The organism is Micavibrio aeruginosavorus EPB, from assembly GCF_000348745.1.
GTDB lineage: Bacteria > Pseudomonadota > Alphaproteobacteria > Micavibrionales > Micavibrionaceae > Micavibrio > Micavibrio aeruginosavorus_A.
In genome coordinates this window covers 1,316,326-1,341,593 of the sequence record NC_020812.1, presented here as the reverse complement: position 1 = coordinate 1,341,593, position 25,268 = coordinate 1,316,326, and the positions used below count along the sequence as shown (strand labels likewise).

Genomic DNA, 25,268 nt, shown 5'->3' with positions numbered 1-25,268 from the left:
CCGTGACTTTCGATGCCTTCTCGAAAAGGGGTCTCTCATGAAAAAAGCGTTTTTGCTGTCTTCTGTTGCATGTCTTGTGTTGAGTGGGGCGGATATCGCGTCGGCGCAAAGCACACGCGACGTCCCAGCCTTTACCTCTGCGCCGTGTCGCTATTACCCGGGGCATATTGATGTCGAAGGGAAATACGGGGACCGCAAGATTGGCGAAACCGCGATCTTCCTGCCTGTGGCGTGTTCGCCCGATACGCTGCTTTTTTCTGATATTCGCCTGAAGGCTGATGATCAGAGCAACCGTGAAATCAACCTAGGCCTTGGGACTCGCTTTTTGAAGGAAAGCGGGGTTCTGGGCGGGTACGTGTATTTTGACCGGAAACGATCCGGTTTTAGCGAGGAAATGCATTCCCAATTAACGGCCGGGGCGGAATGGCTGGCGGAAGAATGGGAAGTGCGCGCCAATGGTTATGCGCCGTTGACCGATGATGTTTTGGTCGATACGGCTGCGACGCTCAGTGATCCGTATTTGTCCGGCACGGGGCTGTTCGTTGATTCTCAATCTATGGTCATTCGTGAGCAACCGCTTTATGGCGGTGATGTTGAGGCCGGCGCCAAGATCCCGAAAACAGATTTATGGATGTATTTGGCTGGCTATAGCTTTAGCGGCGATGATTCCCCAACCATGGTTGGGGTGCGGGCGCGGGCGCGGTATGAGATTACCGAGCATGTCGCCTTAACTGCCGAAGGGCAGTATGACGATGAACGGGGCCGGGATGGCTGGGTCGGGGCACGATTTACATTGCCATTTGGCGGGTCGGGCAGGGATCTGACCGGGTTGAAAGCGCGCATGACGGCGTCGCCTGTGCGTGATGTTGATGTCGTGACGTCCAGCAAGGCCGAAACATCCGGTGCACCGCAGGCTGTTGCGGTTTTGAATGCGACAACGGGTACGGCCCAACGGATTATTTATATTGATAACCAGGCCGCGGGCGGTGGTGACGGATCAATGGAAAATCCGTTCAATAATCTGGCCGATGTACAGGCCGCGTTACAGGATCATGACGTTGTCTACATCTATACAGGTGTTGGATCAAACGGCATGGATACCGGATTGGCCATCAGCAATGAAGGCGTTCAGATCGTTGGGGCCGGAACCGATTTTGTTTATGACACCGACCGATTCAGCGCATCAGGGGCAGGCCGTTTTAACAACGCTGTTTTGATTGCCGCGAATGCCGCGCCAACGCTGACCAACGGGGCCGGGGTTGGCATTACGGTCACGGCCGATAATGTTTCGGTATCGGGCGTGACGGTGGATGGTGCGACGGGGGCGGGTGTTCGGGTTGATAGTGTTGCGAATTTTACCCTGCACGATTCAACGATCCAGAATTCCGGCGCGCATGGCGTGTTTATTGATGCCACCAACGTGACCGGATCTTATACATTAACGGACAATCTTCTGACCGCTAACGGTACGGCGGCGGGGAATGATACCATTCGTATCTATACATCGGGTACGTCGGACATTGATTTTAATGTCAGTGGAAACGAAGTCACAGGAAATAACTATCGCGGGATTCATATGGATCTTGCGGGTGATGCGACCGTTGATATCGATGTTCATGACAATGACGTCAATAATAACGTCGGTGACGGGTTCCGGATTGGCAATGCCACAGGCGGCGTCACAAACGTTGTGTTGAACGGACGTATTGAAAATAATAATTTCAGCAATGCCCTGACCGACAATGTTATTGAGCCGGACATTGATACATCAGGCCTGGTCATTCGGATGGACCAGAACATGACGGCGGGCAGCCTTGCCAACCGATTGGTGATTCATAACAACACGATGTCCGATAACTCGGAGGATGGTTTCGGGCTGTGGGCGTTTGGTGGCACGGTGTATGCGGAGCTGTCCGATAACACCATGCAGGATAACCAGGATGATGGTGCCGAAATCCGGGCACAGAATAACGGCGTCGTCGACGGATTGATGGACGTAAACATCTATCGCAACACGGCCAGCGGTCATTCTGAAAACGGGATTCAGATTGATGCACGATCCGGCTCGTCGCAGAGCTATGCGCATTTTGATGGAAACACAACATACGATAACGCGGGTCGTGGCCTGTATGTTGCGACATTGGAAGATTCTGTCACGGTGGGATCGGTCGCCAATCCCGTCATTCTGGAGAATAATACTTCATACAACAACGGCATCGGTATTGGTGCCGCCGCGGGTGTTGGGAATGCCAGTGAAATCCACACAATTATCCGCAATAACCAGATTTATGACAACACGACGGACGGCATTTACCTGGAGGCCAGCGGCACGGCGAACAGCCTGACGGCGACCGTTCAGGGAAACACCATTACCGGTAACAACAGCAACGGCATGGATGTGCGGACGGCGAATACCGGCGCGCTTGATCTGACTGTCGATGACAATGATGTGACAACATCAACGGCGCAGAATTTGTATTTTGATACGCGCAATACGTCGACCGCGAATATTATTTTGACATCCAACCGGATCAGCGATGCTGGCGGTGATGGCGTCGAGTTTAATATTCAGGGAGATTCCGCCGTGACAGGTTCAATGACGGATAACGTGATTGAGGATAATACTGAATATGGTGTCTTCGTCACGGCGCGCGATGCCAGTGGGCGTATGGGGACGGTTGGAACGGCCTATACCATGTCTGGCAATACGATCCGCAACAATGATCTGTCCAATATGTATATCCGGACCGCGGCGGGGGCTGCGCCCTTTGTCTATATCAGTATGTTTGACAACATCCTGACCGGGTCGGCGCAACGCGGCATCGAGATTCAGGAATTTGACAGCACGGCGGGCACAAACAATCTGGTCGTTGATATGGGCGGCGGGGCATTTGCCAGCACCGGCGGCAACCAGATTTACGACAATGCCGGAATTAACGTTTACTATAATCCGGACATTGCCGCTTCGGTGCTCAAGGCTGAAAACAACTGGTGGGGGCAAGATGCCGACCCATCCACATTTGATGAGGCATCGGATAGTGATGGTGCCAATGAGTTTGGCAGTACAGGTGGATCCACGATTGATGCGTCACCAAGGTTGGGAACGGCACCGTAAGTCACTGATATAATAAAACCCCATGTGATATTTATGAAAAATAATACGCGGGATTCAATGTGCCTGCGGTTGAGATTGAGAGTGATTCTCAATCTTGCCATGTCATTTGCGTGTGAATTGTCAAAAAACCCATCTGGAAAGTCTTGTTCTAGGGCTTGTGGGGCGGGATTCAGTGGTTTATGAATGGCGCGTAAGTATTCTAACCCTCTGGAATCAGGCGGGAACCATGGCCCCTTCAGACCTCCTTCTGAACTATCTTCCGATCCTTGTTTTTATCGTCATTGCGGGCGGCATGTCGGTTGCCATGATCGTGGCATCACTGCTGGCCGGTAAACGCAATCCCGACGTGAACAAGCTGTCCGCGTATGAATGCGGTTTTGATGCGTTCGACGATGCGCGGCACAAATTTGATGTGCGGTTTTATCTGGTCGCCATCCTGTTCATCATCTTCGACCTGGAAGTTGCGTTCCTGTTCCCCTGGGCCATTACGCTGGGCGACATTGGCGTTTTCGGGTTCTGGTCCATGGTCACATTCCTTGGAATTCTGACTGTTGGATTCATTTATGAATGGAAAAAAGGCGCGTTGGATTGGGAGTAATCAACAATGTCACATGATCGTCACGTCTTTACCGCGCCGCCTGCGCCGCTTGAATCTGGATTGGCCATGCCGCCCGCCGCGCAGCAGGACGTTGTGCCCGCCGCGATTTCAAAGCATTTGAATGAAAAAGGCTTTCTGCTGACGCAGGCCGATAATCTGTTCGACTGGGCCCGCACCGGGTCGCTGTGGCCGATGACGTTCGGTTTGGCGTGCTGTGCGGTGGAGATGATCCATGCGTATATGAGCCGTTATGACCTCGACCGTTTCGGTATCATTCCGCGCCCGAGCCCGCGTCAATCCGACGTGATGATCGTTGCGGGGACGCTGACCAACAAAATGGCCCCGGCGCTGCGCCGTGTGTATGACCAGATGCCGGAACCCCGCTGGGTTGTTTCGATGGGGTCGTGCGCAAACGGTGGCGGGTATTACCATTATTCTTATTCCGTTGTGCGCGGATGCGACCGGATTGTTCCGGTTGATATTTACGTGCCCGGATGCCCGCCGACCGCCGAAGCGCTGGTTTACGGCTTGATGCAATTGCAAAAGAAAATCCAGCGTGAAGACACGCGGATCGTCCGATAAGCGAAGAGGAGCGAGAAGATCATGTCCGATGAAGGCGCCCTCGAATCCATCATGGATCTGGCCGAACATATTCACGAAAGCCTGGACCGTGCGGTGATTGAACACACGGTCGAGCGCGGCACGCCCGTGTTCACGGTGAAACGCGATCATATTATCCCGGTGCTGCAATTCCTGCGCGATGATATGGAGTGCCAGTTCACGACGATCATCGACATTTGTGGCGTCGATTTCCCGGATCGTCCGGAGCGTTTTGAGGTTGTTTACAACCTGTTGTCCATTACCCAGAACCAGCGCGTGCGCGTGAAACTGACCGCGGCGGAGGACACGCCGGTGCCGTCCGTTGTCAGCGTGTTCAGTGGTGCAGGTTGGCTAGAACGCGAAGTCTGGGACATGTATGGCGTGTATTTCACGGGCAACCCGGACCTGCGTCGTATCTTGACCGACTATGGTTTCGAAGGTCACCCGCAACGTAAAGATTTCCCGCTGACCGGCTATGTTGAACTGCGCTATGACGAAGAGTTGAAGCGCGTAGTTTATGAACCCGTAAAATTGACCCAGGATTTCCGCCGGTTCGATTATACCAGCCCGTGGGAAGGTATGGTTGACGTACAATTGCCGGGGGATGAAAAGGCGGTAAAGCCAAGCTTTGGTTACCGTGATCCGAAGCAGAAATCCGTAGGAGGAGACGCGTAATGGGCTCCGTGAAGAACGACAGCGCCGCGCTGGATATTGGCGAAGAAACACAAATCCGTCCGTACACGATGAACTTTGGTCCGCAACACCCGGCCGCGCACGGTGTGTTGCGTCTGGTGCTAGAGATGGAAGGCGAAGTGGTTGAGCGCGCCGATCCGCATATCGGCCTGTTGCACCGTGGGACGGAAAAGCTGATCGAATACAAGACCTATATGCAGGCGGTGCCGTATTTCGACCGTCTGGATTACGTCGCGCCGATGAACCAGGAACATGCGTTCGCGCTGGCCACGGAAAAATTGCTGGGCATTACGGTTCCGACACGGGCGCAATATATCCGCGTTCTGTATAGCGAACTGGGCCGTATTCTGAACCACCTCTTGAACATTACCACGTTTGCGCTGGACGTTGGTGCGATCACGCCGGCCCTGTGGGGATTTGAAGAGCGTGAAAAGGGCATGGAGTTCTATGAGCGCGTGTGCGGTGCCCGTTTGCACGCGAACTATTTCCGTCCGGGTGGCGTGTCCCAGGATCTTCCGGCGGGTCTGCTGGATGACATGATGGATTGGGTTGAGAAATCCGTTCCGGCGGTCATTGACGACCTCGACGATCTGATGACCGGCAACCGTATTTTCAAACAACGGACCGTGGATATCGGCGTTGTGACGAAGGAAGAAGCCCTGAACTGGGGCTTTACCGGTCCGATGCTGCGCGGGTCGGGCGTTGCGTGGGATTTGCGTAAATCCCAGCCGTACGAAGTGTATGCCGATATGGATTTCGATATCCCGGTTGGTAAAACGGGTGATTGCTATGCCCGTTATCTGGTCCGCATGGAAGAAATGCGCCAGTCGCTGAAAATTATGAAGCAGGCGATTCAGCAAATGCCGGGTGGCCCGGTGAAAGTTGATGATCGCAAGATCGCACCGCCGCCGCGTGGTGAAATGAAATCCTCGATGGAGGCATTGATCCACCATTTCAAACTTTATACCGAGGGCTATCACGTTCCGGCGGGCGAAACCTACGCCGCTGTGGAAGCGCCGAAAGGTGAGTTTGGCGTGTATCTGGTGTCCGATGGTGGAAACCGCCCGTATCGTTGCCGCATCCGTGCGCCGGGTTTCCTGCACCTGCAAGGTCTGGATTTCATGAGCCGTGGCCACATGCTGGCCGACGTTGTGGCCAACATTGGGTCGATGGATATCGTGTTCGGGGAGATTGACCGATAATGCCATTTATTCATGCAATCATTTTGGCGGTATCGGCCGTGATTGGTCTGGGCGTTACGTGTTTCGTGACAACCCCGGCCCATGCCGAAATGGGATGGGATACCATCGAAGCCTTCTGTGAAGACAAGGAAGGTCGCAATTTCGGTAAGGAAGGGCGTCAACCTAATGGCCGTATTGCCGATGAAAAAGTGATGGCGTTGACCCCGGGGCGTTATACGGATGACGAAGGCACGGTTGTTGAATTGACGGAAACAGGCGCGTTTGTTCTGACCCCGTCGAAGCGCCTGAGCGTTTTTGGCACGGAAGGTGATGACATCTTGATGGGCAAACGCGTTGCCGGATGCAGCAAGGAGCAATTATCCGAAGCCCTGCGCCGCAACCAGATTGCCGCACCGACCGGAAAACCAGAAAAAATTGACGATTTGAAGAAGTAAAAAACGAACGGAGTATCGCCGTGAAAAAGCACGTCGACCTGAATGCAGATTATCAGCCGGAGAGCTTTACCTTCCGCGACACCGCGCAGGTAGAGGAAATCATTTCCCGCTATCCGGAAGGCCGCCAGCGCAGCGCAACGATGCCGTTGCTGGATCTGGCGCAGCGCCAGATGGCCGAAGATGGCGCGAAAGCAACGCCGCCGTTCGGTGGCTGGATCCCGCGCGCGGCGATGGATGAAATTGCCCGCATTCTGGATCTGCCGAAGATCAAGGTGTATGAGGTTGCGACCTTTTACTCCATGTACAATCTGGCCCCGGTTGGGAAATATCTGGTGCAGGTTTGCACGACCACGCCGTGCTGGCTGTGCGGTGCAGGCGATATTAAAAAGGCTTGCGAAGATCATCTGGGCATCAAAACCGGCGAGAACACCAAGGACGGCATGTTCACGGTGGTGGAAGTGGAATGCCTGGGCGCGTGCGTGAATGCGCCGATGATCCAGATTAACGATGATTTTTACGAAGATCTCAGCCCGTTGCGCATGAAGGATATCCTGAGCGCGCTGAAGGACGGGAAAGATGTTCCGGTTGGGTCGCAGACGGGCCGTAAATGCTCCATGTCCGCCGCAGGGCCGACATCGTTGGAAGATCTGGCGAAGAAAGTTGGAGTTGTGTGATGTTGGACGATAAAGACCGTATTTTTACGAACATCTATGGCTGGGAACCGTATTCGCTGGAGTACGCGAAAGCACGCGGCGATTGGGATAATACCAAGGACATTATCGCGAAGGGCCGCGACTGGATCATCGACGAGATGAAAAAATCCGGTCTGCGTGGCCGTGGCGGTGCCGGTTTCCCGACGGGTATGAAATGGTCGTTTATGCCGAAGGAAAACCCGGATGGCCGCCCGAGCTATCTGGTCATCAACGCCGACGAATCCGAACCCGGTACATGCAAGGACCGCGATATCCTGCGCAATGAACCGCATAAATTGATCGAAGGTGCGTTGATTGCCGGTTTTGCGATGAATGCGCATGCGGCTTACATCTACATCCGTGGTGAGTTTTATAACGAAGGCTCCGCCGTCGTTAAGGCGATTAAAGAGGCTTATGCTGCCGGTCTGCTGGGTAAAAATGCCGCCGGTTCGGGATGGGATTTTGACGTTGTTTTGCACCGTGGTGCGGGCGCGTATATTTGCGGCGAAGAAACCGCATTGCTGAACAGCCTTGAAGGCAAAAAAGGCGAGCCGCGGAACAAGCCGCCGTTCCCGGCAATGGCGGGTCTGTATTCCTGCCCGACGACGGTGAACAATGTGGAAACCATTGCCGTTGCGCCGACCATTCTGCGTCGTGGTGGTTCATGGTTTGCGGGCATTGGCCGGGATGAAAAAAACACGGGCACGAAATTGTTTTGTGTATCCGGTCACGTGAACAACCCGTGCAACGTCGAAGAAGCCATGGGCATCACGCTGAAGGAGCTGATTGATAAGCATTGCGGCGGTGTTCGCGGTGGTTGGGACAATCTGCTGGCCGTGATTCCGGGTGGTTCGTCCACGCCGTTATTGCCACGTGAGGTGTGTGATACGGTTGTGATGGATTTTGATTCCCTGCGCGCCGCTGGATCTGGTCTGGGGACCGCTGGCGTGATCGTCATGGATAAATCGACTGACATCGTTTACGCGATTGCCCGTTTGTCCGAATTCTATAAACACGAATCCTGCGGCCAATGTACCCCGTGCCGTGAAGGCACGGGGTGGATGTGGCGCGTTATGACTCGCATGGTCAAGGGCAACGCAACGGTTGAGGAAATCGACATGCTGTGGGATGTGACCAAACAGGTCGAAGGCCACACCATTTGCGCCCTCGGTGATGCTGCGGCCTGGCCGATCCAAGGCCTGATCCGCCATTTCCGCCCGGAAATGGAAAAGCGCATCATGGAATACCGTAAAATCGCGGCGAGGGCAGCATGAGCAACGTCGCGCCCTTACGTCGTGTGAAAAAAGCCGGCATGTTGACCACGATGCGGGTCGAGTTGCCGTATGCGACCGCGGAAGATCAAGCCAAGGCGGACAAGCTGAATGCGGAGATCAAGCATTTGGGTGTGCGGACCGCGCGTTCGGCGTATGACTGGGGCATGACGCTTTTCAACAAGCCGAAGGCGGATAAAATCAAATTTGAAACTGGCGATCTGGTGAAGGTTTTTAAAACCGTCACCGATGGCGATGTTCAGTGGGAAGGCACGGTCGATTACGATCGCAGTGAATACCACCATGGCCTGCAAAAAGGCATGAAACCCGATGCGTGGCAAAATATGTTCTACGCACGCCTGCCAGCGCGGTTGGAGCGCAAGGATGGAACGGTTTTGTTTGGCGCATTGGAGCCATTTTGCGAGACCGGGACGGAAGGCGTTGTCTGGTCCGTGCATGAATACGGCAAAATCAGCTATGACGGTTTGAACTGCCTTGAAGAGGGCGACAAGCTGACCGTTTATAAAAATGTTCGTGACGGTGAAATCGAGTGGCAGGGCGCGCTGGATTTCGGGCCGGAAAAAGTTGAGAAAATCGGTTGGAATGAGATTTTCCGCCAGACATTGCATGTTCCGACCCAGGATTGGTTGCAAATGTCGTGGGAAAACCGACCGGTAATCGTTGAAGCCCGCAACTGGACACAGCGGATGAGTAAGCAGGAAGCAAAACCATGCCAAAACTAAAGATCAATGACATCGAAGTCGAAGTCGAAAAAGGCACGTCGATCCTTCAGGCCGCTGAAATGCTGGGAATTGAAATTCCGCGTTTCTGCTATCACGACCGTCTGACCGTTCCGGCCAACTGCCGTATGTGTCTGGTCGAGGTGAAAGGCGGGCCGCCGAAGCCGCAGGCATCGTGCGCGCTGGCCTGCGCCGACAACATGGAGGTTTTCACCGAAACCGACATGGTGAAAAAGGCACGCAAGGGCGTGATGGAAATGTTGCTGATCAACCACCCGCTGGATTGCCCGATTTGCGACCAGGGTGGTGAATGCGATTTGCAAGACCAAGCCGTTGGCTATGGTTACGACCGTTCGCGTTATTACGAAAGCAAACGCGCGGTGAAGGACAAGGATTTCGGTCCGCTGATCAAAACCGTGATGACCCGTTGCATTCAATGCACGCGGTGTGTTCGTTTTGGTGAAGAAATTGGCGGTGTTCCGGAACTGGGTCTGCTGAACCGTGGCGAAGATGTTGAAATCACCACGTTCGTTCAGGCGGCGGTGTCCACTGAACTGTCCGGCAACATGATTGATGTGTGCCCGGTTGGTGCGCTGACGTCCAAGCCCTATGCGTTCCAGGCTCGTCCGTGGGAATTGAAGAAAACCGAAACCATCGACGTGATGGATGCGGTGGGTGCGAACATCCGCGTGGACAGCCGTGGTACGGAAGTCATGCGCGTTCTGCCGCGCCTGCACGAAGATGTGAACGAAGAGTGGATCGATGACCGTACACGCTTTGCCTATGACGGGTTGAAGCGCCAGCGTCTGGATCGTCCGTTCGTGCGTGATGAAAACACGGGCCGCCTGCGCGCGGCGGAATGGGACGAGGCGTTTGCGATCCTCGCCCACCGTATGCGTGCGACGAACCCGAGTGCTGTGGCCGCTCTGGCGGGTGATCTGTGTGATCTGGAATCCATGGTCGCGCTGAAAGACCTGATGGGTGTGATCGGCGGCCGTAATCTGGAATGCCGCACCGACGGTGCCGCGTTTGATCCGACGGTCCGTGCCGGTTATGTGTTCAACACCGGCATTACTGGGATTGAACAGGCCGATGCGATCCTGTTGGTCGGCACCAACCCGCGCGCCGAAGCCGCCATGATCAATGCGCGTATTCGCAAAACATGGCGCAAGACCAAGGTGAAGGTCGGTGTGATTGGTGAAAACCATGATCTGTCCTATCCGACCACCTATCTGGGTGCCGGGGCCGATACGTTGAAGGATATTGCAGCGGGCAAGGGTGCTTTTGCGGATGTTCTGAAGAGCGCCAAAAATCCGATGATTATCGTCGGTATGGGGGCATTCCGTCGGGCCGACGGTCTGGCTGTGCATGCCTTGTGCCGCGAGGTTGCCGAAACCTTCAACATGGTGCGTGATGATTGGAACGGGTTCAACGTTCTGCACAGCGCGGCATCCCGTGTTGGTGCGCTGGACATCGGGTTCGTTGCGGGCAAGAACCTGCTGGATGTATCCGGCATGGAACTGGTTTACCTGCTGGGCTGCGATGATGCGGCGGTGGTGGATTCCATTCCGCAATCGGCATTCGTTGTCTATCAAGGCCACCATGGCGATGCCGGTGCCGCACGCGCCGATATCATCTTGCCGGGGGCTGCCTATACCGAAAAAGACGGCCTGTATGTGAATACGGAAGGTCGTGTGCAGATGGGCCGCGCGGCCGTATGGCCGGTGGGCGAAGCGCGTGAAGACTGGAAAGTCATTCGTGCGTTGTCCGCATGGATGGACCATCCGCTGCCGTATGATGATCTGGCGGGTTTGCGTTCACGCATCGTGCATGAATGGCCGCATCTGGGTCAGGTGGATACGCTTGTGGCGTCGCCGTGGCGCAGCTTTGGCGCATCCGGCATGGTCAATTCCGGTGCATTTGTTCCGGCGGTGAAAAATTTCTACATCACGAACGTAGTGACGAAGGCGTCGCTGACCATGGCCAAATGCGCGACAACATTCGCCCGCAACGGTTTTGCGGCGGAACAACAGATCGCGGCGGAATAAGGTGTAAACCATGACCGAAACCACGAACAACAGACGGATCGTTTTGGTATTGGGGGCCCATGTGGCCGCCATGGCCATGGCCCGTGTGTTGGCCGAACATAATGTCGGCGTGGTTGTTCTGGATGGCAAGGCAAATGAACGGAAGCAAGATCGTGATCTTGAATCCATCATTCTGTCGAGTCCGCATCTTCTGGATCGCCTGAGCCATATTGAGCCGCTGATCCTGCCGAAACTGGACACGCCGACTTATACATTCAATCATCACAGTGACCCGGCCTTTGCGGCCCATCGTCCCTTTGATGACCGGATGATCAGGGCAAAACAACCTCATTACGGCGCGCGTATGCACGCTCGTACCTATCCAAAATAAGGGTAAATGCAAATGGATATGCTTGCACTTTGGACGACATACGGACTGCCTGGCGCGATTATGGTGGGCCAGATCTTGTTGATGATCGTGGTGGTTGTTCTGACCGTGGCTTATCTGACCTATGCGGAACGTAAAATTCTGGGCGCGATTCAGCGCCGTCAGGGGCCGATGACCGTGGGTCCGTTCGGGTTGTTGCAACCGATCGCCGATGGCGTGAAATTGCTGTCCAAGGAAACCATTATCCCGTCACAAGCCAACGGCCCGGTGTTCCTGCTGGCGCCGATGTTGCTGTTTACACTGGCCTTGGTCGCGTGGGCGGTTATTCCGGTGAATTTGAAATGGGTGATTGCCGATATTAACGTCGGCATCCTGTATCTGTTCGCCATTTCGTCGATGGGCGTTTACGGTGTGATCATGGCCGGTTGGGCGTCGAACTCGAAATACGCGTTTCTTGGTGGTCTGCGTTCCGCATCGCAAATGGTGTCGTACGAAGTATCCATGGGTCTGGTGATTGTCACCGTATTGCTGTGCGTTGGGTCTTTGAACCTGACCGACATTGTAATGGCGCCGCGTCCGGTGTGGATGCAGGTGTTGTTGTTCCCGATGTTGATCGTGTTTTTGGTCTCCATTCTGGCCGAAACCAACCGCGCGCCGTTCGATTTGCCGGAAGGTGAATCGGAATTGTCCGGCGGGTTTATGGTTGAATATTCATCGATGGCGTACGCGCTGTTTTTCCTGGGTGAATATGCCAACATGATCCTGATGTCTGCAATGACGACGGTTCTGTTTCTGGGGGGCTGGTTGCCACCGTTTGGCATTACGGAACTGGCCATTGTTCCGGGCGTTGTCTGGTTCATTGCGAAAGTTTGTGCCGTTCTGTTCTTCTTTATCTGGGTTCGTGGCACATTCCCGCGTTACCGTTACGACCAATTGATGCGCCTGGGCTGGAAAATCTTCCTGCCGTTCAGTCTGATCTGGGTCGTTGTGGTAGCGGGTACGCTGCTGGCTTTTGACGCTTTGCCGTAAGGGGTAATGAGTATGACACTCGATTATATCGCACGCAGTTTCCTGCTGTCTGAAATCGTCAAGGGCATGGCGCTGACGTTTAAATATATGTTCAAGCCCCGGGTGACGATCAACTACCCGTATGAAAAGGGCCCGATCAGCCCGCGTTTCCGTGGTGAACACGCGCTGCGTCGTTACCCGAACGGGGAAGAACGTTGCATCGCCTGCAAATTGTGCGAAGCGATTTGCCCGGCGTTGGCCATTACGATCGAAGCTGAACCGCGCGATGACGGTTCCCGCCGCACGACGCGTTACGATATCGACATGACCAAGTGCATTTATTGCGGCCTGTGCGCCGAAGCATGCCCGGTTGATGCGATTGTTGAAGGGCCGAATTTCGAATTCGCCACCGAAACGCGTGAAGAACTGTATTACAACAAGGATCGCTTGTTGGCCAACGGCGACCGTTGGGAAGCGCAGATCGCCGCAAACCTGGCGGCGGATGCGCCGTATCGTTAATAACGGGGCGCATGACCCGGCAGATTTTAACACCCCGGAAGATTCTTCCGGGGTGTTTTGATTTATGCAGTCATTGAAAATCAAGATGTTGGAATAATTTTTGAATGGCATAAAAATTGCAAATACCCCGGGCACAATTCAATTTTTGCCGAGGGGTATGAGCATGACAAGCATATACGGGAACCTGATCGATTCCATGCGGTCGTTCCAGTTTGATCCGGACAAGGTCAAAATTGGTCGCGCCAGCAATGATGGTGTATTTACCGACCCCACAAAAACAAGTGACGCGGCAGAGGCCATCACGGATGATTCTGTCGCCGCCGCGGAGCGTCAAAGCGCCGAAGTGCGGCAGGCATCGGCCCAGACACTGGTTCAAACCCAAATCATCGCCAACCAGAACGTACAGACCGAAAGTGAAGTTGGCGGTGATGCCGCCGTGGATGAGTTTCTGGATTTCATGTCCAAATCCACCGAAGAAAAAATGCGCGCCTTGTTGTTAAAAGGCATGGGTGTGACCGAGGAAGAGCTGGCCAGCCTGCCGCCTGAGGAACGGGCGAAGATCGAGGAAAAAATTCGCGAAAAGATCGAAGATGCCATGGAGAATGGTGGCCTAGCGAAGGTTTAATCCGTCTGTAAAGATTGCCAGAGTAAGGTGAAATGCCTTACTTTAACGGCATGAACATGCAGTCAATCGAACCGCCAGAAAATCCGGGTGATCTCGACGATCCGGTTTATAACCCGCCGAACGATCCTATCGTCATTCTGTATCAGGATGACGACCTTCTGGTCGTGGACAAGCCCAGCGGTTTGTTGCATGTGGCGGGCAGGGATCCGCGTTTGTGGGATTGTCTGGATCTGCGTGTTAAGAAGCTGTTCCCAAAGGCATCGATTATTCATCGCCTTGACCGCGATACATCCGGTGTTGTTGTGATGGGGTTAAACAAACGCGCGCATGCGTTTGTGGCGGCGCAATTTGAAAACAAAACAGCCCGGAAAACCTATGTCGCCCGCGTCTGGGGGGTGATGGAGGGCGAGGGCGGTCATATTGATTTGCCGCTGGCCAGTGATGTTGAAAACAAACCGCGCCACCGTGTTGATTTTGAAAATGGTCGCCCGGCCCAAACGGATTGGGAAGTGATCGGGCGTGAAGATAACGCAACGCGCGTGCGATTATTCCCACGCACGGGCCGCACCCATCAATTGCGCGTTCATATGCGGGCCATTGGTCATCCGATGTTGGGCGATGTGTTTTATGCCGATGGCGATGCCTTGGCGGCGGCGGACCGTTTGCAATTGCATGCGGAAGAATTGCGGTTTGTTCATCCTTCCACCGGGCAAGAATGTACATTTATTGCAGAATGCCCCTTTTAACGGGCCAAGAAAAAAGGCGGCCTGCCTGGCCGCCTTTTTGATTCGTATATCTGGTCCGCTTACGGGAACAGCATGCCAACGGGCATGTGGTAATACAGGCTCAGCACTTCCGTACCCGGGTTGTGGTCGTCCAGGCTGGCGTTCGACAGGTGGGACAGGCCAACGCTGACGCGGGAGGCGTTTTCAAATTCATAACCAACTTCGATCTGGCTGCGGAATTCAATCACGTGACCCAGATCCTTGCCGCCGCCATCGTTGTACAGGCCCGGGGCAAAGCTGGGGGTAATCACAAAACCGTTACCAACGTGATAGTCATAATAAACGCCGGCACCAACCCAACCACTGCCATCCGTGGTGTATTCAAGGGCGGCGAAGGGTTTGATCTGCCAGATCAACGGCGAATCCCAGCGGTATTCGGCACGCATATCGACGGCATCTTCATCGTCGAAAACGTCAAAATAGCCGACGGACAGACTGATCTTGTCATAATCACCGGCGTGGGCGGACGGGCCAGCCATGGCGGTGGTCAGGAATACGCAGAGCGCCATGAGCGGCAAAACGAGGTTTTTCACGGTTTTTATCCTAGTGATTTGATTAAAAAGAAGAAATAGCATACGCGGGTCTGAACGCATTCTTCTCCGGCAGAGGGGAAAAATCAATAGAAATATTAGTGGATTTGCACAGATACGGACCTTGCGGTGCGGCGCTGGTCATACTAGAAAGGGGCAACGCCGCTAAACGGGTCCATCTGTTTGGTGCAAAACAAAAAAGTGCTGTTTGATACATCATGATTCAAGCTCTCGCCTTCTATCTTTTTGCCGCTGTTCTGGTCCTAAGCGCCATCATGGTTATTACGGCCCGCAACCCTGTGCATTCTGTCCTGTTCCTGATCCTCGCGTTTTTCAACGCGGCGGGATTGTTCATCCTGTTGGGGGCCGAATTTATCGCCATGATTTTGGTGATTGTTTATGTCGGGGCGGTCGCGGTTTTGTTCCTGTTCGTCGTGATGATGCTGGACATCAGCTTCTCCGACCTACGCAAGGGCGCGATGCAGTATGTTCCGCTGGGCTTGTTGCTGGGCGTCGTTCTTCTGGCCGAATTGGTGATGATGTATACGGCATGGGGTGCGGCACCGCAGGCCAACCATGCCAACCCGTTTGATAAAGCGGGCGAAATCACGAACTCCGAAGCGTTGGGCCATATCCTTTACACCAACTATGTCATGGTGTTCCAGATGTCGGGCCTGGTTCTGCTGGTCGCGATGATTGGTGCGATTGTTCTGACGCACCGTGTTCGCCCGGGCGTGCGGAAACAGAAAATCGCCGCACAAAACGCGCGGACCGTCGATGATTCCATGGAAATTGTAAAAGTAACGCCGGGTACGGGGGTTTAAGCCATGATGATGGAAACATTATTGAATATTGGTTTGGTCCATTACCTGACACTGGCGGGCATCTTGTTCACGCTGGGTGTGTTCGGGATTTTCCTGAACCGTAAAAACGTGATCGTTATCCTGATGTCGATTGAATTGATGTTGTTGGCGGTGAATGTCAACTTTGTCGCATTTTCATCCATGATGGGCGATTTGGCGGGGCAGGTTTTCGCCATGTTCATCCTGACCGTTGCCGCGGCGGAAGCCGCCATCGGTCTGGCCATTCTGGTCGTGTTCTTCCGCAACCGCGGCACCATCGCGGTTGAGGACATCTCTACGCTTAAGGGCTAAAAGCAAATGGAACTGATTGCCGTTTTTGCGCCGCTTCTGGGGTTCGTTATCGCCTTTCTGTTCGGGAAACAGATCGGTGACAAGGGGGCGCAGTTTGTAACCTGCACCGGTTTGATCATGGCGGCGGTTGCGTCATGTTCCTTGTTCTACAGCGTGATTATTCAATCACAGCCGCATGTGGTCAGCCTTGAAAACTGGATCACCGTGGGTGATTTCACGGTTGATTGGGCGTTGCGGTTTGACCAGCTTTCCGTGGTGATGATGTGCGTCATCAACATTGTTTCGGCCTGCGTCCACGTTTATTCCGTCGGGTATATGAGCCACGATCCGTGCAAAGCGCGGTTTATGTCGTATCTGTCGCTGTTTACCTTTGCGATGCTGATGCTGGTCAGTGCCGATAACCTGGTCCAACTGTTCTTCGGTTGGGAGGGCGTCGGTCTGGCGTCTTATCTGCTGATCGGGTTCTGGAACCATAAACATTCCGCCAACGCGGCCGCCGTGAAGGCGTTTGTGGTGAACCGTGTGGGTGACTTTGGTCTGGCTCTGGGCATTTTCACCATCTTCATGGTGTTTGGAACCGTGCAATTCCAAGGCGTGTTTGACCAAGCGGCCCAGCACAAGGACACGATGTTCATGTTCTTAGGCTATGAGGTTCATGCCCTGACGCTGGCCTGCCTGCTGCTCTTTATGGGTGCGGTCGGTAAATCGGCGCAGTTGGGGCTGCACACTTGGCTGCCCGATGCGATGGAGGGCCCGACGCCTGTATCCGCCCTGATTCACGCGGCGACGATGGTGACGGCGGGCGTGTTCCTGGTGTCCCGATTCTCGCCCGTCTTCGAATATGCGCCGACGGCGTTGATGGTTGTTTGCATCTTTGGTGCGGTGACGGCTCTGGTCGCGGCCACCATCGGTTTGACGCAGTTCGATATTAAACGCGTGATCGCCTATTCGACGATGAGCCAGCTGGGGTACATGTTCTTTGCCCTGGGCGTTTCGGCCTATCCGGCGGCCATGTTCCACTTGACGACCCACGCGTTCTTTAAGGCTTTGCTGTTCCTGGGTGCAGGTTCGGTGATCCATGCCATGTCCGATGAACAGGATATGCGCAAAATGGGTGGTATCTGGCACCTGATTCCGTCCACCTATATCCTGATGTGGGTGGGGTCGCTGGCGTTGGCCGGGATGCCGTTCTTTGCCGGGTATTATTCCAAGGACATGATTTTGGAAACGGCCTTCGCCGACCACACATGGTTCGGGACGATGGCGTACTGGTTCGGGATCGTGGCGGCGTTGCTGACCGCGTTCTATAGCTGGCGTTTGATCCTGATGACCTTCCACGGAAAACCGCGCGCGGATGAAAAAGTCATGGCCCATGTCCATGAATCACCGCTGATCATGCTGTTGCCGCTGACGGTTCTGGCCGCCGGGGCGATTTTGGCGGGGTCGGTATTCTATGGCGGGTTCGTTGGTTCACCGAACGCGGCGGGTCATGCAAACGATATTCTGAACATGACCGGGTTGGTCAATGTTTGGGACAAAATGCATTTCTGGGGTAGCTCGATCTTCGTCCTGCCGGAAAATGACACGGTCGAGGCCGCGCACCATGTGCCAACATGGGTCAAATTGCTGCCGATCTTCGTCGCCAGCGCCGGGATTATTCTGGCCTACATCTTCTATATGTTTGCGCCGAAAATGCCGTCGGTCATGGTGAAGGTTTTCAAACCGATCCATGCGTTGTTCTACAACAAATGGTTCTTTGATGAACTCTATGACCGCGTGTTCACCCGTAACGCGTTCCGTTTGGGCCAGTTCTTCTGGCAAAAAGGGGACAAGGCGGTCATCGACGGTTATGGCCCGGATGGCGTGGCCAGTGTGTATGCCCGTTTCGCGGGTGTGCTGAGCCGGTTCCAGACCGGATATGTCTTCCAATACGCATTCGTGATGATGATCGGACTGATCGGCCTGGTGTCGTGGTTCGTCTTCCGCGCGACAATGGGACAGTAAAGACCCGGATAAAGGTGTAATCTAAGATGATTGATTTTCCGATCCTTTCGCTTCTGACCTTCCTGCCGTTGGTGGGGGCGCTCTTTATCCTGACGATCCGGGGGGATGCGCTGGTCGTTGCGCGCAATGCGCGGTTTGCGGCGCTGTATACCAGCCTGTTCACCTTTGCGCTGTCCCTGTACATGATGAACAATTTCGACGGGTCAACGGCGTCGTACCAGTTCGTTGAAAAATCGACATGGTTCCCGGGGTTGAATATCGGGTACCACATGGGCGTTGACGGTTTGTCCATGTTCTTTGTCGTGTTGTCGGCGTTTCTGACCCCGATTTGTATTCTGGCCAGCTGGACATCGATCACGTCGCGGGTGAAGGAATATATGGTCGCCTTCCTCGTGCTCGAAACCTTTATGATCGGCACGTTCTGCGCTTTGGATGCTGTGCTGTTCTATGCCTTCTTCGAAGGTGTGCTGATCCCGATGTTCCTGATTATCGGGATCTGGGGCGGCAAGCGCCGGGTGTATTCCGCTTATAAATTCTTCCTCTACACGCTGCTGGGCTCGGTTTTGATGCTGGTGGCCCTGCTGTATATGTATTTCCAAGCGGGCACGACCGATATTCCGACCCTGATGGAGCATGGGTTCCCGCGTGATGTCCAATTCTGGCTGTGGCTGGCTTTCTTCGCCAGCTTCGCGGTCAAGATGCCGATGTGGCCGGTCCATACATGGTTGCCGGATGCCCACGTTGAAGCGCCGACGGCGGGTTCGGTCATTCTGGCCGGTGTCCTGCTGAAAATGGGTGGGTACGGCTTCCTGCGATTCTCCATCCCGATGCTGCCGGAGGCGACAGAATTCTTTGCTCCGATGGTCTTCGGCCTGTCGATCATCGCCATCATCTACACCTCGCTGGTCGCGTTGGTGCAGGATGATATGAAGAAGCTGATTGCCTATTCATCCGTTGCGCACATGGGATATGTGACCCTCGGTCTGTTCACCATGACGGCGCAGGGGATTCAGGGCGGTATCTTCCAGATGATCAGCCACGGGATCGTATCCGCCGCGCTGTTCCTCTGCGTTGGTGTCGTTTATGACCGGCTGCACACACGGGAAATTTCCCGTTATGGCGGCGTGGTTAAAAACATGCCGAAATACGCCGTTGTGTTCATGATCTTTATGCTGGGGTCTGTTGGTCTGCCAGGAACATCCGGGTTCGTTGGGGAATTCCTGGCGTTGCTGGGGGCGTACCGCGTGGATACTTTGGTGGCGTTGCTGGCGACCACGGGTCTGATTTTGGGCGCGCCTTATATGCTGATCCTGTATCGCCGCGTGATCTTTGGTCCGCAGGTGAACGAGGATGCGGCCGAAATGCTGGACATGAACTGGCGTGAGATTGTTTGTCTGGTGCCGCTGGCGATCCTGACCATCTGGCTGGGCGTGTTCCCGAATATGGTTTTGAACAAGGTTCAACCCTCCGTCGATAATTTGATCAGCCGGTATGAAGCCGCGCTGACGACGACAAATGTGGCCACCACAAATACCGGCAGCGTTGTTGCGGGAGAAAATCAATGAGTAATGAAGTAATTGCGGTTGAACAGGCCGTAGAGCAGGTTGTCGAAAAGGCCGCCGATGTTGTGGCCATTGCGGAAACGCATCTGGTGACATCGTCCATGTTTGGCGCGGCCATTCCGGAAATGTTCCTGGCCGTTGCGGGCATGATGCTGTTGATCTTCGGCGTCCTGCGCGGCAATGACGGGACGCGGGCTGTGTGCTGGGGCACCATCGGGGCATTTATCGTGACGGCCTTGTTCCTGACGGGACTGGATTGGGACCGGGCGCTGGCGTTTGATGGCATGTTTGTGTCCGACCGCTTCGCGATCTTTGCCAAATTCTTGATTCTGGCTGGTTTGTCCGGCGCGCTGGCGATTTCTGTACGGTATCTGTACCAGGAACGCATGGCGCGGTTTGAATACCCTGTGCTGGTGTTGTTTGCGGGCCTCGGCATGATGCTGATGGTGTCGGCGAATAACATGCTCTCCCTCTATGTCGCGCTCGAATTGCAATCACTTAGCCTGTACGTGCTGGCGGCGTTCCGCCGTGACCATGCGCGCGCGGCCGAAGCCGGGATTAAGTATTTCGTCCTGGGTGCGCTGGCGTCGGGCATGCTGCTGTTCGGTATCTCGCTGATCTACGGTTATACCGGGTCGCTCAGTTTTGATACGATTGCCGCGACTCTGGGCGAAGCCAATGCCAGCGAAGGCGGCATTACCGCCGGGGCCATCGTCGGCATGGTGTTCGTTCTGGTTGGTTTGGCGTTCAAGGTCTCTGCCGTTCCGTTCCACATGTGGACGCCGGACGTGTACGAAGGGGCTCCGACCCCGGTGACGGCATTGTTTGCCATTGTGCCGAAAATTGCGGCCATGGCCTTGCTGACCCGTCTGCTGTTTGGTCCGTTTGGTGCGATGATGCCGGATTGGCAACAGATCATCTGGATCCTGTCCGCCGCCAGTATGGTGGTCGGGGCTGTGGCCGGTCTGGCGCAGAACAACATTAAACGCCTGCTGGCGTACAGTTCGATCGGGAACATGGGCTATGTTCTGCTCGGTCTGCTGGCCGGAACGGAAGAGGGCGTAGCCGCTGTTCTGTTCTACCTCGCCATTTACATGGTGATGACGCTGGGCGTGTTTGCGATCGTTCTGGTCATGCGCCGTGATGATGTTGCGGTTGAAACCATCAATGATCTGGCGGGGTTGTCCCGGTATAAACCGGCACTGGCTTATGCCATGGCCTTGCTGCTGTTCTCGATGAGCGGTATTCCGCCTCTGGCCGGGTTCTTTGGCAAGTTTCTGGTGTTCAAGGCCGCTGTGGCGTCCGGGTTCTACGTTCTGGCGGTGCTGGGCGTTGTGGCATCGGTTGTGGCTGCGTTCTATTACCTGCGCTTGATCAAGGTCATGTTCTTTGACGAAGCCGCCGATCCGTTTGATGGTGATATTGGCGCGACCAAACGTCTGGTTCTGACCGTTTGTGTTGCGCTGGTGGTCGGTTTTGTCTTGATGCCGGATACGCTGGTGGAAACCACGCGTGCGGCGGCCAGTGCCCTGTTCGGGCAGGCCCTGTAAGCCATGACCATCCGTTGGGACTGTCGTGTTTATGACAGTCTGCCATCAACCCAGGATGTTGTGCGGGCGGAATTATCCGTCGGTGCATCCGAAGGGCTGGTGGTTCAGGCGGAGGTGCAAACCGCGGGCCGCGGACGCCGGGGCAATCAATGGGTATCACCCGTTGGCAATCTGTACATGTCGATTTTGTTGAAACCGGCTTGCGCCCCTGCGCTGGCCGGGCAAATGGCCTTTGTCGTTGCGCTGGCCGTGGCCGATGCGGCGGATGAATTGACCGGGCAGGGTGATGGCCTGACCCTGAAATGGCCGAATGATGTTCTGGTCGATGGTGTGAAATGTGCCGGCATCCTGCTGGAAAGCGATCTGGGCCCGACGGGCACCGTTGATGCGCTGATTATCGGCACGGGGATCAATGTGAACGCTGCCCCGGCGGATCGGATCGGTCTGGCCCAATTGGCGGGGCATGAACTGGATGTCATCACCGTGCGTGACCGGGTTCTGCACCATCTGGGCCGCCTTTATACACGCTGGAAAACCGACGGGTTTTCGTGGGTTAAAGAGACGTGGATGGCACGGGCCCACGGTTTAAACACGCCGATTACGGCGCGCCTGCACGGCGGGGATCTCTCCGGCATATTCCTTGGTATTGATGATACCGGGGCCCTGTTGCTCCAAACCCCGGATGGAACCGTGCAAACGGTTCATGCGGGCGAGGTCTATTTTCCAAACAACGCTTAAAAAACATTGATAATCCGCCAAATACCTGCACAATCGCCCCATGACAAAAAAGAACAATAAAAAGACGCGCAGCGTCGCAGATTTTTCCATCGATCCGAATTTCGTTCACTTCATCCCGCTGGGGGGGAGTGAGCAATTTGGTGTCAACCTGAACGTATACGGGTATCAGGGCAAATGGCTGGCCATTGATTGTGGTATCGGTTTTGCCGGGCACCGTTTCCCGGGCATTGATCTGCTTTTACCCGATCCGGAATTTATTGCGGAGCGCGCCGATGATCTGGTCGGCTTGATTGTGACGCACGCGCACGAAGACCATGTGGGTGCCGTCGCGCATCTGTGGTCGCGTTTGCGGTGCCCGATTTATTGCACGGCGTTTACGGCCAGCGTCCTGCGCCAGAAATTCAACGACCTGCCGGGCAGCAGCAATGCCAAAATTCATGTGGTGTCGCCGGGGCAGATGCTGAACCTTGCGCCGTTTGAAATGGAATTTATCCACGTCGCGCACTCCATCCCACAGGCCGTGGCCGTTGCAATCAAATCGCCGCATGGCCATATCGTGCATAGTGGTGACTGGAACCTCGATCCAGAACCGGTCATTGGTGACAACACCGATGCCGCCGCGTTCAAACGTTTGGGCGATGAAGGGGTTCTGGCCTATATCGGCGATTCCACGAACGCCGAAGTTCCGGGCAATACATTGTCGGAAATGGAGGTTCAGCGCGGCCTGAGCGCGTTGTTCGGTGAAGTGAAGGGGCGTATTGCCATCACGATTTTCGCATCCAACATTGGCCGCGTTCATTCCATCTGCAAAGCGGCAGAAGCCAATGGCCGGTCTGTCGCGCTGTTGGGGCGGTCCTTGCACCGAATGACCAGCGCGGCGCGCGAATGTGGTTACCTGAACGATGTGCGCCCGTTTTTGGAAGAGGATGAGATTGATTCCGTCCCGGACGAAAATCTGGTGATGATCGTGACGGGATCGCAGGGCGAAGCCCGTGCGATGCTGGCCCGCATTGCGCGTGCCGAGCACCCGTTTATCCGTTTTAATCGCGGCGACACGGTGATTTTCTCTGCCCGCCCGATTCCGGGGAACGAGGAAGAAATCAACGTCGTCAAAAATAACCTGAGCGCGACAGGCGTGCATATCGTGACCCCGATGGATACGAACCATCTGATCCACGTCTCCGGCCACCCGTACCGCGAAGATATTTTGGAGATGTATCGTTGGGTCCGCCCGAAGATCGTCATTCCGGTTCACGGTGAACGCGTGCAATTGGCGGCGCAGGCACGGCTGGCTCTGGGCGTACAGGTGTCCAGTGCGATTGTGCCGAATAACGGATCTGTCATCCGTCTGGACCCAAAGGGGGCCGAGGTTGTCGATCACGTTCGCACGGGCACGCTGGCGGTTGAACCATCCCGCCTGATCCCGGCGGACCACCAGGCGATTGCCACGCGCCGGAAACTGCAATTTACCGGTACGGTGCATGTGACGCTGGTTGTTGACGATCGGGGTGATCTGATCTCCGATCCGCGGGTGTCGACCATGGGCCTGATCGACCATGACAGCCCCGAGGAAAAGAAGCTGGAGCATGACCTGGTTGACGAGATTGAGGATTTGTTCGTCGATCTGGACATTGATGCAAAAAGGACGGATGATAGCATCGCCGAAGAAGTTCGGGTCGTTGCACGCCGTTTTATCAGTGATATTCTGGGGTTAAAGCCCAAAACATCCGTGCACGTTGTTCGTGTTTGATCCATCCGGATTAAACATTTCAAAATTATGGAATTGAGGTTGCAATGACCTGGTTTACCGGAATCGTTGTGTATCTTCTGATTTGGTGGGTGACTTTGTTCGTGGTTTTGCCATGGAAAGTCCAGCCGCCGCGCAGGCCGGAACCGGGCATGGCCTCCAGCGCCCCGATTGCGGCCAATATGGGAATTAAATGCGTTGTCACAACGGTCATAGCCGCCTTCCTCTGGATTTGCGTTTATGTGTTGATTGACAGTGGGATAATAGATTATCGATATATCGCCAGCCAGATGCAGTAAGGGGAGCCCGGCACCATGAAAACGATGACTTTTAAATTGATGATTTCCGCCGCAATTGTTGCGGGTTCAATCGGATTTTTTGCTACGAACGCAAACGCGTACGACAGCATTGTTTGCGGTACGCGTGCCGGTTTTGTTGGCGATGGTTCCGCAGATTACAAACCGGGTGTCGATGCCCATGGCAAATCTGTTGCGCCTGCCGACCTGTCCCCGCAAATGCCGGGCATGGGTGAGGTGATCCGCGTTCCGATGTCGATCAATCTGGAACAGCGTTTGTCAAAAATGCTGCCCGCCGGTACCGAGTTGAAGGCCGATGCGGGATTGGTTGAAATCTATCGCGATGGCCGCGTGATGTATAACGGCATGGATATCACGACCCAGACCAACACGCTGTGCCGTGAAAAGCCCGTTGTTGAACAAGCGCCGCCGAAGAAAAAAGTGAAGAAGGTTGCGGCGCCGGTTGTTGAATCCGAGCCGGTTACTGCCGAGCCTGTTGTTGAAGAGCCGGCCCCGATTGTTCAGGAAACGACCCCCGTTGTAGAAGAACAAGCGGCCCCGGTGGTTGAATCAACGCCTGCTCCGGCGACGGAAACGGCTCCGGCTTTTGAAGATGTGCCGGCCCCTGAATCTGCTCCAGTGACCAGTGATGAGATGAGCGGTGAGATGATGGACCCGGCACAGGTTCCGTCCGCGCCGCCGGCTTCTCCGTTGCCGGAAGGCAGCTTGCCTGTTCCTGCTGAAACCATTCCGGCTCCGGATGCGCCGTTGGCCCCTGCAATGCAGGCCCCGGAAACGTTGTCTGCACCGCCGGCAGAGCAGGGAAATATCACCATCCTTGCACCAGAGGCAGAGATGGCTCCGCCACCTGCGGCGATGCCTGCGCCTGCACCAGCCCCGGCGCCCGCTCCGGCACCGGCTCCGCGTGGTCCGGAAGGTGACACATTACCGAACGCAGGCGGGTTGTAATCAACCCGCCCGTTTCGGGCG

General features: G+C 55.1%; 25 protein-coding genes. 24 read left to right on the top strand and 1 reads right to left on the bottom strand.

All coding sequences use genetic code 11. The annotated features are described in order from the left end of the window. Positions 1 to 37 precede the first annotated feature (37 nt). From A11S_RS06240 to A11S_RS06170, 15 genes are all read left to right on the top strand, one after another. Positions 38 to 3,115 (top strand): inverse autotransporter beta-barrel domain-containing protein, encoded by a 3,078-nt coding sequence (locus A11S_RS06240; protein ID WP_015467651.1) that lies wholly within the window; start codon positions 38 to 40, stop codon positions 3,113 to 3,115. Positions 3,116 to 3,341: 226 nt separating this feature from the next. Beyond that, positions 3,342 to 3,713: an NADH-quinone oxidoreductase subunit A gene (locus A11S_RS06235; RefSeq protein ID WP_041802527.1), complete on the top strand. Its 372-nt coding sequence runs from the start codon at positions 3,342 to 3,344 to the stop codon at positions 3,711 to 3,713. A 6-nt stretch (positions 3,714 to 3,719) separates the two neighbouring features. After that, positions 3,720 to 4,295, top strand: a complete 576-nt coding sequence (locus tag A11S_RS06230; RefSeq protein WP_015467649.1) for a NuoB/complex I 20 kDa subunit family protein — start codon at positions 3,720 to 3,722, stop codon at positions 4,293 to 4,295. Between the two features lie 21 nt (positions 4,296 to 4,316). Continuing rightward, positions 4,317 to 4,988: an NADH-quinone oxidoreductase subunit C gene (locus tag A11S_RS06225; RefSeq protein ID WP_015467648.1), complete on the top strand. Its 672-nt coding sequence runs from the start codon at positions 4,317 to 4,319 to the stop codon at positions 4,986 to 4,988. Next, entirely contained in the window at positions 4,988 to 6,208 is a 1,221-nt protein-coding gene (locus A11S_RS06220; protein WP_015467647.1) for an NADH-quinone oxidoreductase subunit D, read from the top strand. Before A11S_RS06225 ends, A11S_RS06220 begins: the two co-directional genes overlap by 1 nt. Then, complete coding sequence (locus A11S_RS06215; protein WP_015467646.1) at positions 6,208 to 6,642, top strand: hypothetical protein; 435 nt, start codon at positions 6,208 to 6,210, stop codon at positions 6,640 to 6,642. The genes A11S_RS06220 and A11S_RS06215 overlap by 1 nt, the downstream gene beginning before the upstream one ends. 20 nt (positions 6,643 to 6,662) lie before the next feature. Continuing rightward, the gene (gene nuoE / locus A11S_RS06210; protein ID WP_015467645.1) at positions 6,663 to 7,316 is read left to right on the top strand and encodes an NADH-quinone oxidoreductase subunit NuoE; all 654 of its coding nucleotides are present in this window, start codon (positions 6,663 to 6,665) and stop codon (positions 7,314 to 7,316) included. Beyond that, complete coding sequence (nuoF, locus tag A11S_RS06205; RefSeq protein WP_015467644.1) at positions 7,316 to 8,608, top strand: NADH-quinone oxidoreductase subunit NuoF; 1,293 nt, start codon at positions 7,316 to 7,318, stop codon at positions 8,606 to 8,608. Before nuoE ends, nuoF begins: the two co-directional genes overlap by 1 nt. Next, positions 8,605 to 9,348: a hypothetical protein gene (locus A11S_RS06200; RefSeq protein WP_015467643.1), complete on the top strand. Its 744-nt coding sequence runs from the start codon at positions 8,605 to 8,607 to the stop codon at positions 9,346 to 9,348. The genes nuoF and A11S_RS06200 overlap by 4 nt, the downstream gene beginning before the upstream one ends. Further along, a complete protein-coding gene (gene nuoG / locus A11S_RS06195) occupies positions 9,336 to 11,393 on the top strand; it encodes an NADH-quinone oxidoreductase subunit NuoG (protein ID WP_015467642.1) in 2,058 nt (685 codons plus the stop codon). Before A11S_RS06200 ends, nuoG begins: the two co-directional genes overlap by 13 nt. A 10-nt stretch (positions 11,394 to 11,403) precedes the next feature. After that, positions 11,404 to 11,763 (top strand): hypothetical protein, encoded by a 360-nt coding sequence (locus tag A11S_RS06190; RefSeq protein WP_015467641.1) that lies wholly within the window; start codon positions 11,404 to 11,406, stop codon positions 11,761 to 11,763. Positions 11,764 to 11,781: 18 nt separating this feature from the next. Next, positions 11,782 to 12,789 carry an NADH-quinone oxidoreductase subunit NuoH gene (gene nuoH, locus A11S_RS06185; RefSeq protein ID WP_041803028.1) on the top strand — a complete coding sequence of 336 codons (1,008 nt, stop codon included), beginning with the start codon at positions 11,782 to 11,784 and terminating at the stop codon, positions 12,787 to 12,789. Between the two features lie 12 nt (positions 12,790 to 12,801). Next, positions 12,802 to 13,287, top strand: coding sequence for an NADH-quinone oxidoreductase subunit NuoI (gene nuoI, locus A11S_RS06180; RefSeq protein ID WP_014102905.1), 486 nt, complete (start codon positions 12,802 to 12,804; stop codon positions 13,285 to 13,287). 163 nt (positions 13,288 to 13,450) lie between these two features. Then, on the top strand, positions 13,451 to 13,912 hold the full coding sequence (locus A11S_RS12055; RefSeq protein ID WP_015467639.1) for a hypothetical protein: 462 nt from the start codon (positions 13,451 to 13,453) through the stop codon (positions 13,910 to 13,912). 32 nt (positions 13,913 to 13,944) lie between these two features. Then, positions 13,945 to 14,658, top strand: coding sequence for an RluA family pseudouridine synthase (locus tag A11S_RS06170; RefSeq protein ID WP_015467638.1), 714 nt, complete (start codon positions 13,945 to 13,947; stop codon positions 14,656 to 14,658). Positions 14,659 to 14,717: 59 nt separating this feature from the next. Here A11S_RS06170 and A11S_RS06165 read toward each other — a convergent pair whose 3' ends face one another. Further along, positions 14,718 to 15,230 carry an acyloxyacyl hydrolase gene (locus A11S_RS06165; protein WP_015467637.1) on the bottom strand — a complete coding sequence of 171 codons (513 nt, stop codon included), beginning with the start codon at positions 15,228 to 15,230 and terminating at the stop codon, positions 14,718 to 14,720. A gap of 215 nt (positions 15,231 to 15,445) precedes the next feature. Here A11S_RS06165 and A11S_RS06160 point away from each other — a divergent pair, with 215 nt between their 5' ends. The 9 genes from A11S_RS06160 to A11S_RS06120 all read left to right on the top strand — a co-directional run bounded on the left by A11S_RS06160 (position 15,446) and on the right by A11S_RS06120 (position 25,247). Further along, positions 15,446 to 16,051, top strand: coding sequence for an NADH-quinone oxidoreductase subunit J (locus tag A11S_RS06160; protein WP_015467636.1), 606 nt, complete (start codon positions 15,446 to 15,448; stop codon positions 16,049 to 16,051). Between the two features lie 21 nt (positions 16,052 to 16,072). Next, on the top strand, positions 16,073 to 16,381 hold the full coding sequence (gene nuoK, locus A11S_RS06155; protein ID WP_041803022.1) for an NADH-quinone oxidoreductase subunit NuoK: 309 nt from the start codon (positions 16,073 to 16,075) through the stop codon (positions 16,379 to 16,381). 6 nt (positions 16,382 to 16,387) lie between these two features. Next, complete coding sequence (gene nuoL / locus A11S_RS06150; protein ID WP_015467634.1) at positions 16,388 to 18,385, top strand: NADH-quinone oxidoreductase subunit L; 1,998 nt, start codon at positions 16,388 to 16,390, stop codon at positions 18,383 to 18,385. A gap of 26 nt (positions 18,386 to 18,411) precedes the next feature. After that, a complete protein-coding gene (locus A11S_RS06145; RefSeq protein WP_015467633.1) occupies positions 18,412 to 19,950 on the top strand; it encodes an NADH-quinone oxidoreductase subunit M in 1,539 nt (512 codons plus the stop codon). A gap of 98 nt (positions 19,951 to 20,048) precedes the next feature. After that, the gene (gene nuoN / locus A11S_RS06140; RefSeq protein WP_200860118.1) at positions 20,049 to 21,497 is read left to right on the top strand and encodes an NADH-quinone oxidoreductase subunit NuoN; all 1,449 of its coding nucleotides are present in this window, start codon (positions 20,049 to 20,051) and stop codon (positions 21,495 to 21,497) included. Between the two features lie 3 nt (positions 21,498 to 21,500). Continuing rightward, the gene (locus tag A11S_RS06135) at positions 21,501 to 22,235 is read left to right on the top strand and encodes a biotin--[acetyl-CoA-carboxylase] ligase (protein ID WP_015467631.1); all 735 of its coding nucleotides are present in this window, start codon (positions 21,501 to 21,503) and stop codon (positions 22,233 to 22,235) included. Positions 22,236 to 22,275: 40 nt separating this feature from the next. Further along, entirely contained in the window at positions 22,276 to 23,985 is a 1,710-nt protein-coding gene (locus A11S_RS06130; RefSeq protein ID WP_015467630.1) for a ribonuclease J, read from the top strand. A 44-nt stretch (positions 23,986 to 24,029) separates the two neighbouring features. Next, the gene (locus A11S_RS06125; protein WP_015467629.1) at positions 24,030 to 24,281 is read left to right on the top strand and encodes a DUF1467 family protein; all 252 of its coding nucleotides are present in this window, start codon (positions 24,030 to 24,032) and stop codon (positions 24,279 to 24,281) included. 15 nt (positions 24,282 to 24,296) lie between these two features. Next, a complete protein-coding gene (locus A11S_RS06120; protein ID WP_015467628.1) occupies positions 24,297 to 25,247 on the top strand; it encodes a hypothetical protein in 951 nt (316 codons plus the stop codon). The last annotated feature ends 21 nt before the right edge of the window (positions 25,248 to 25,268 follow it).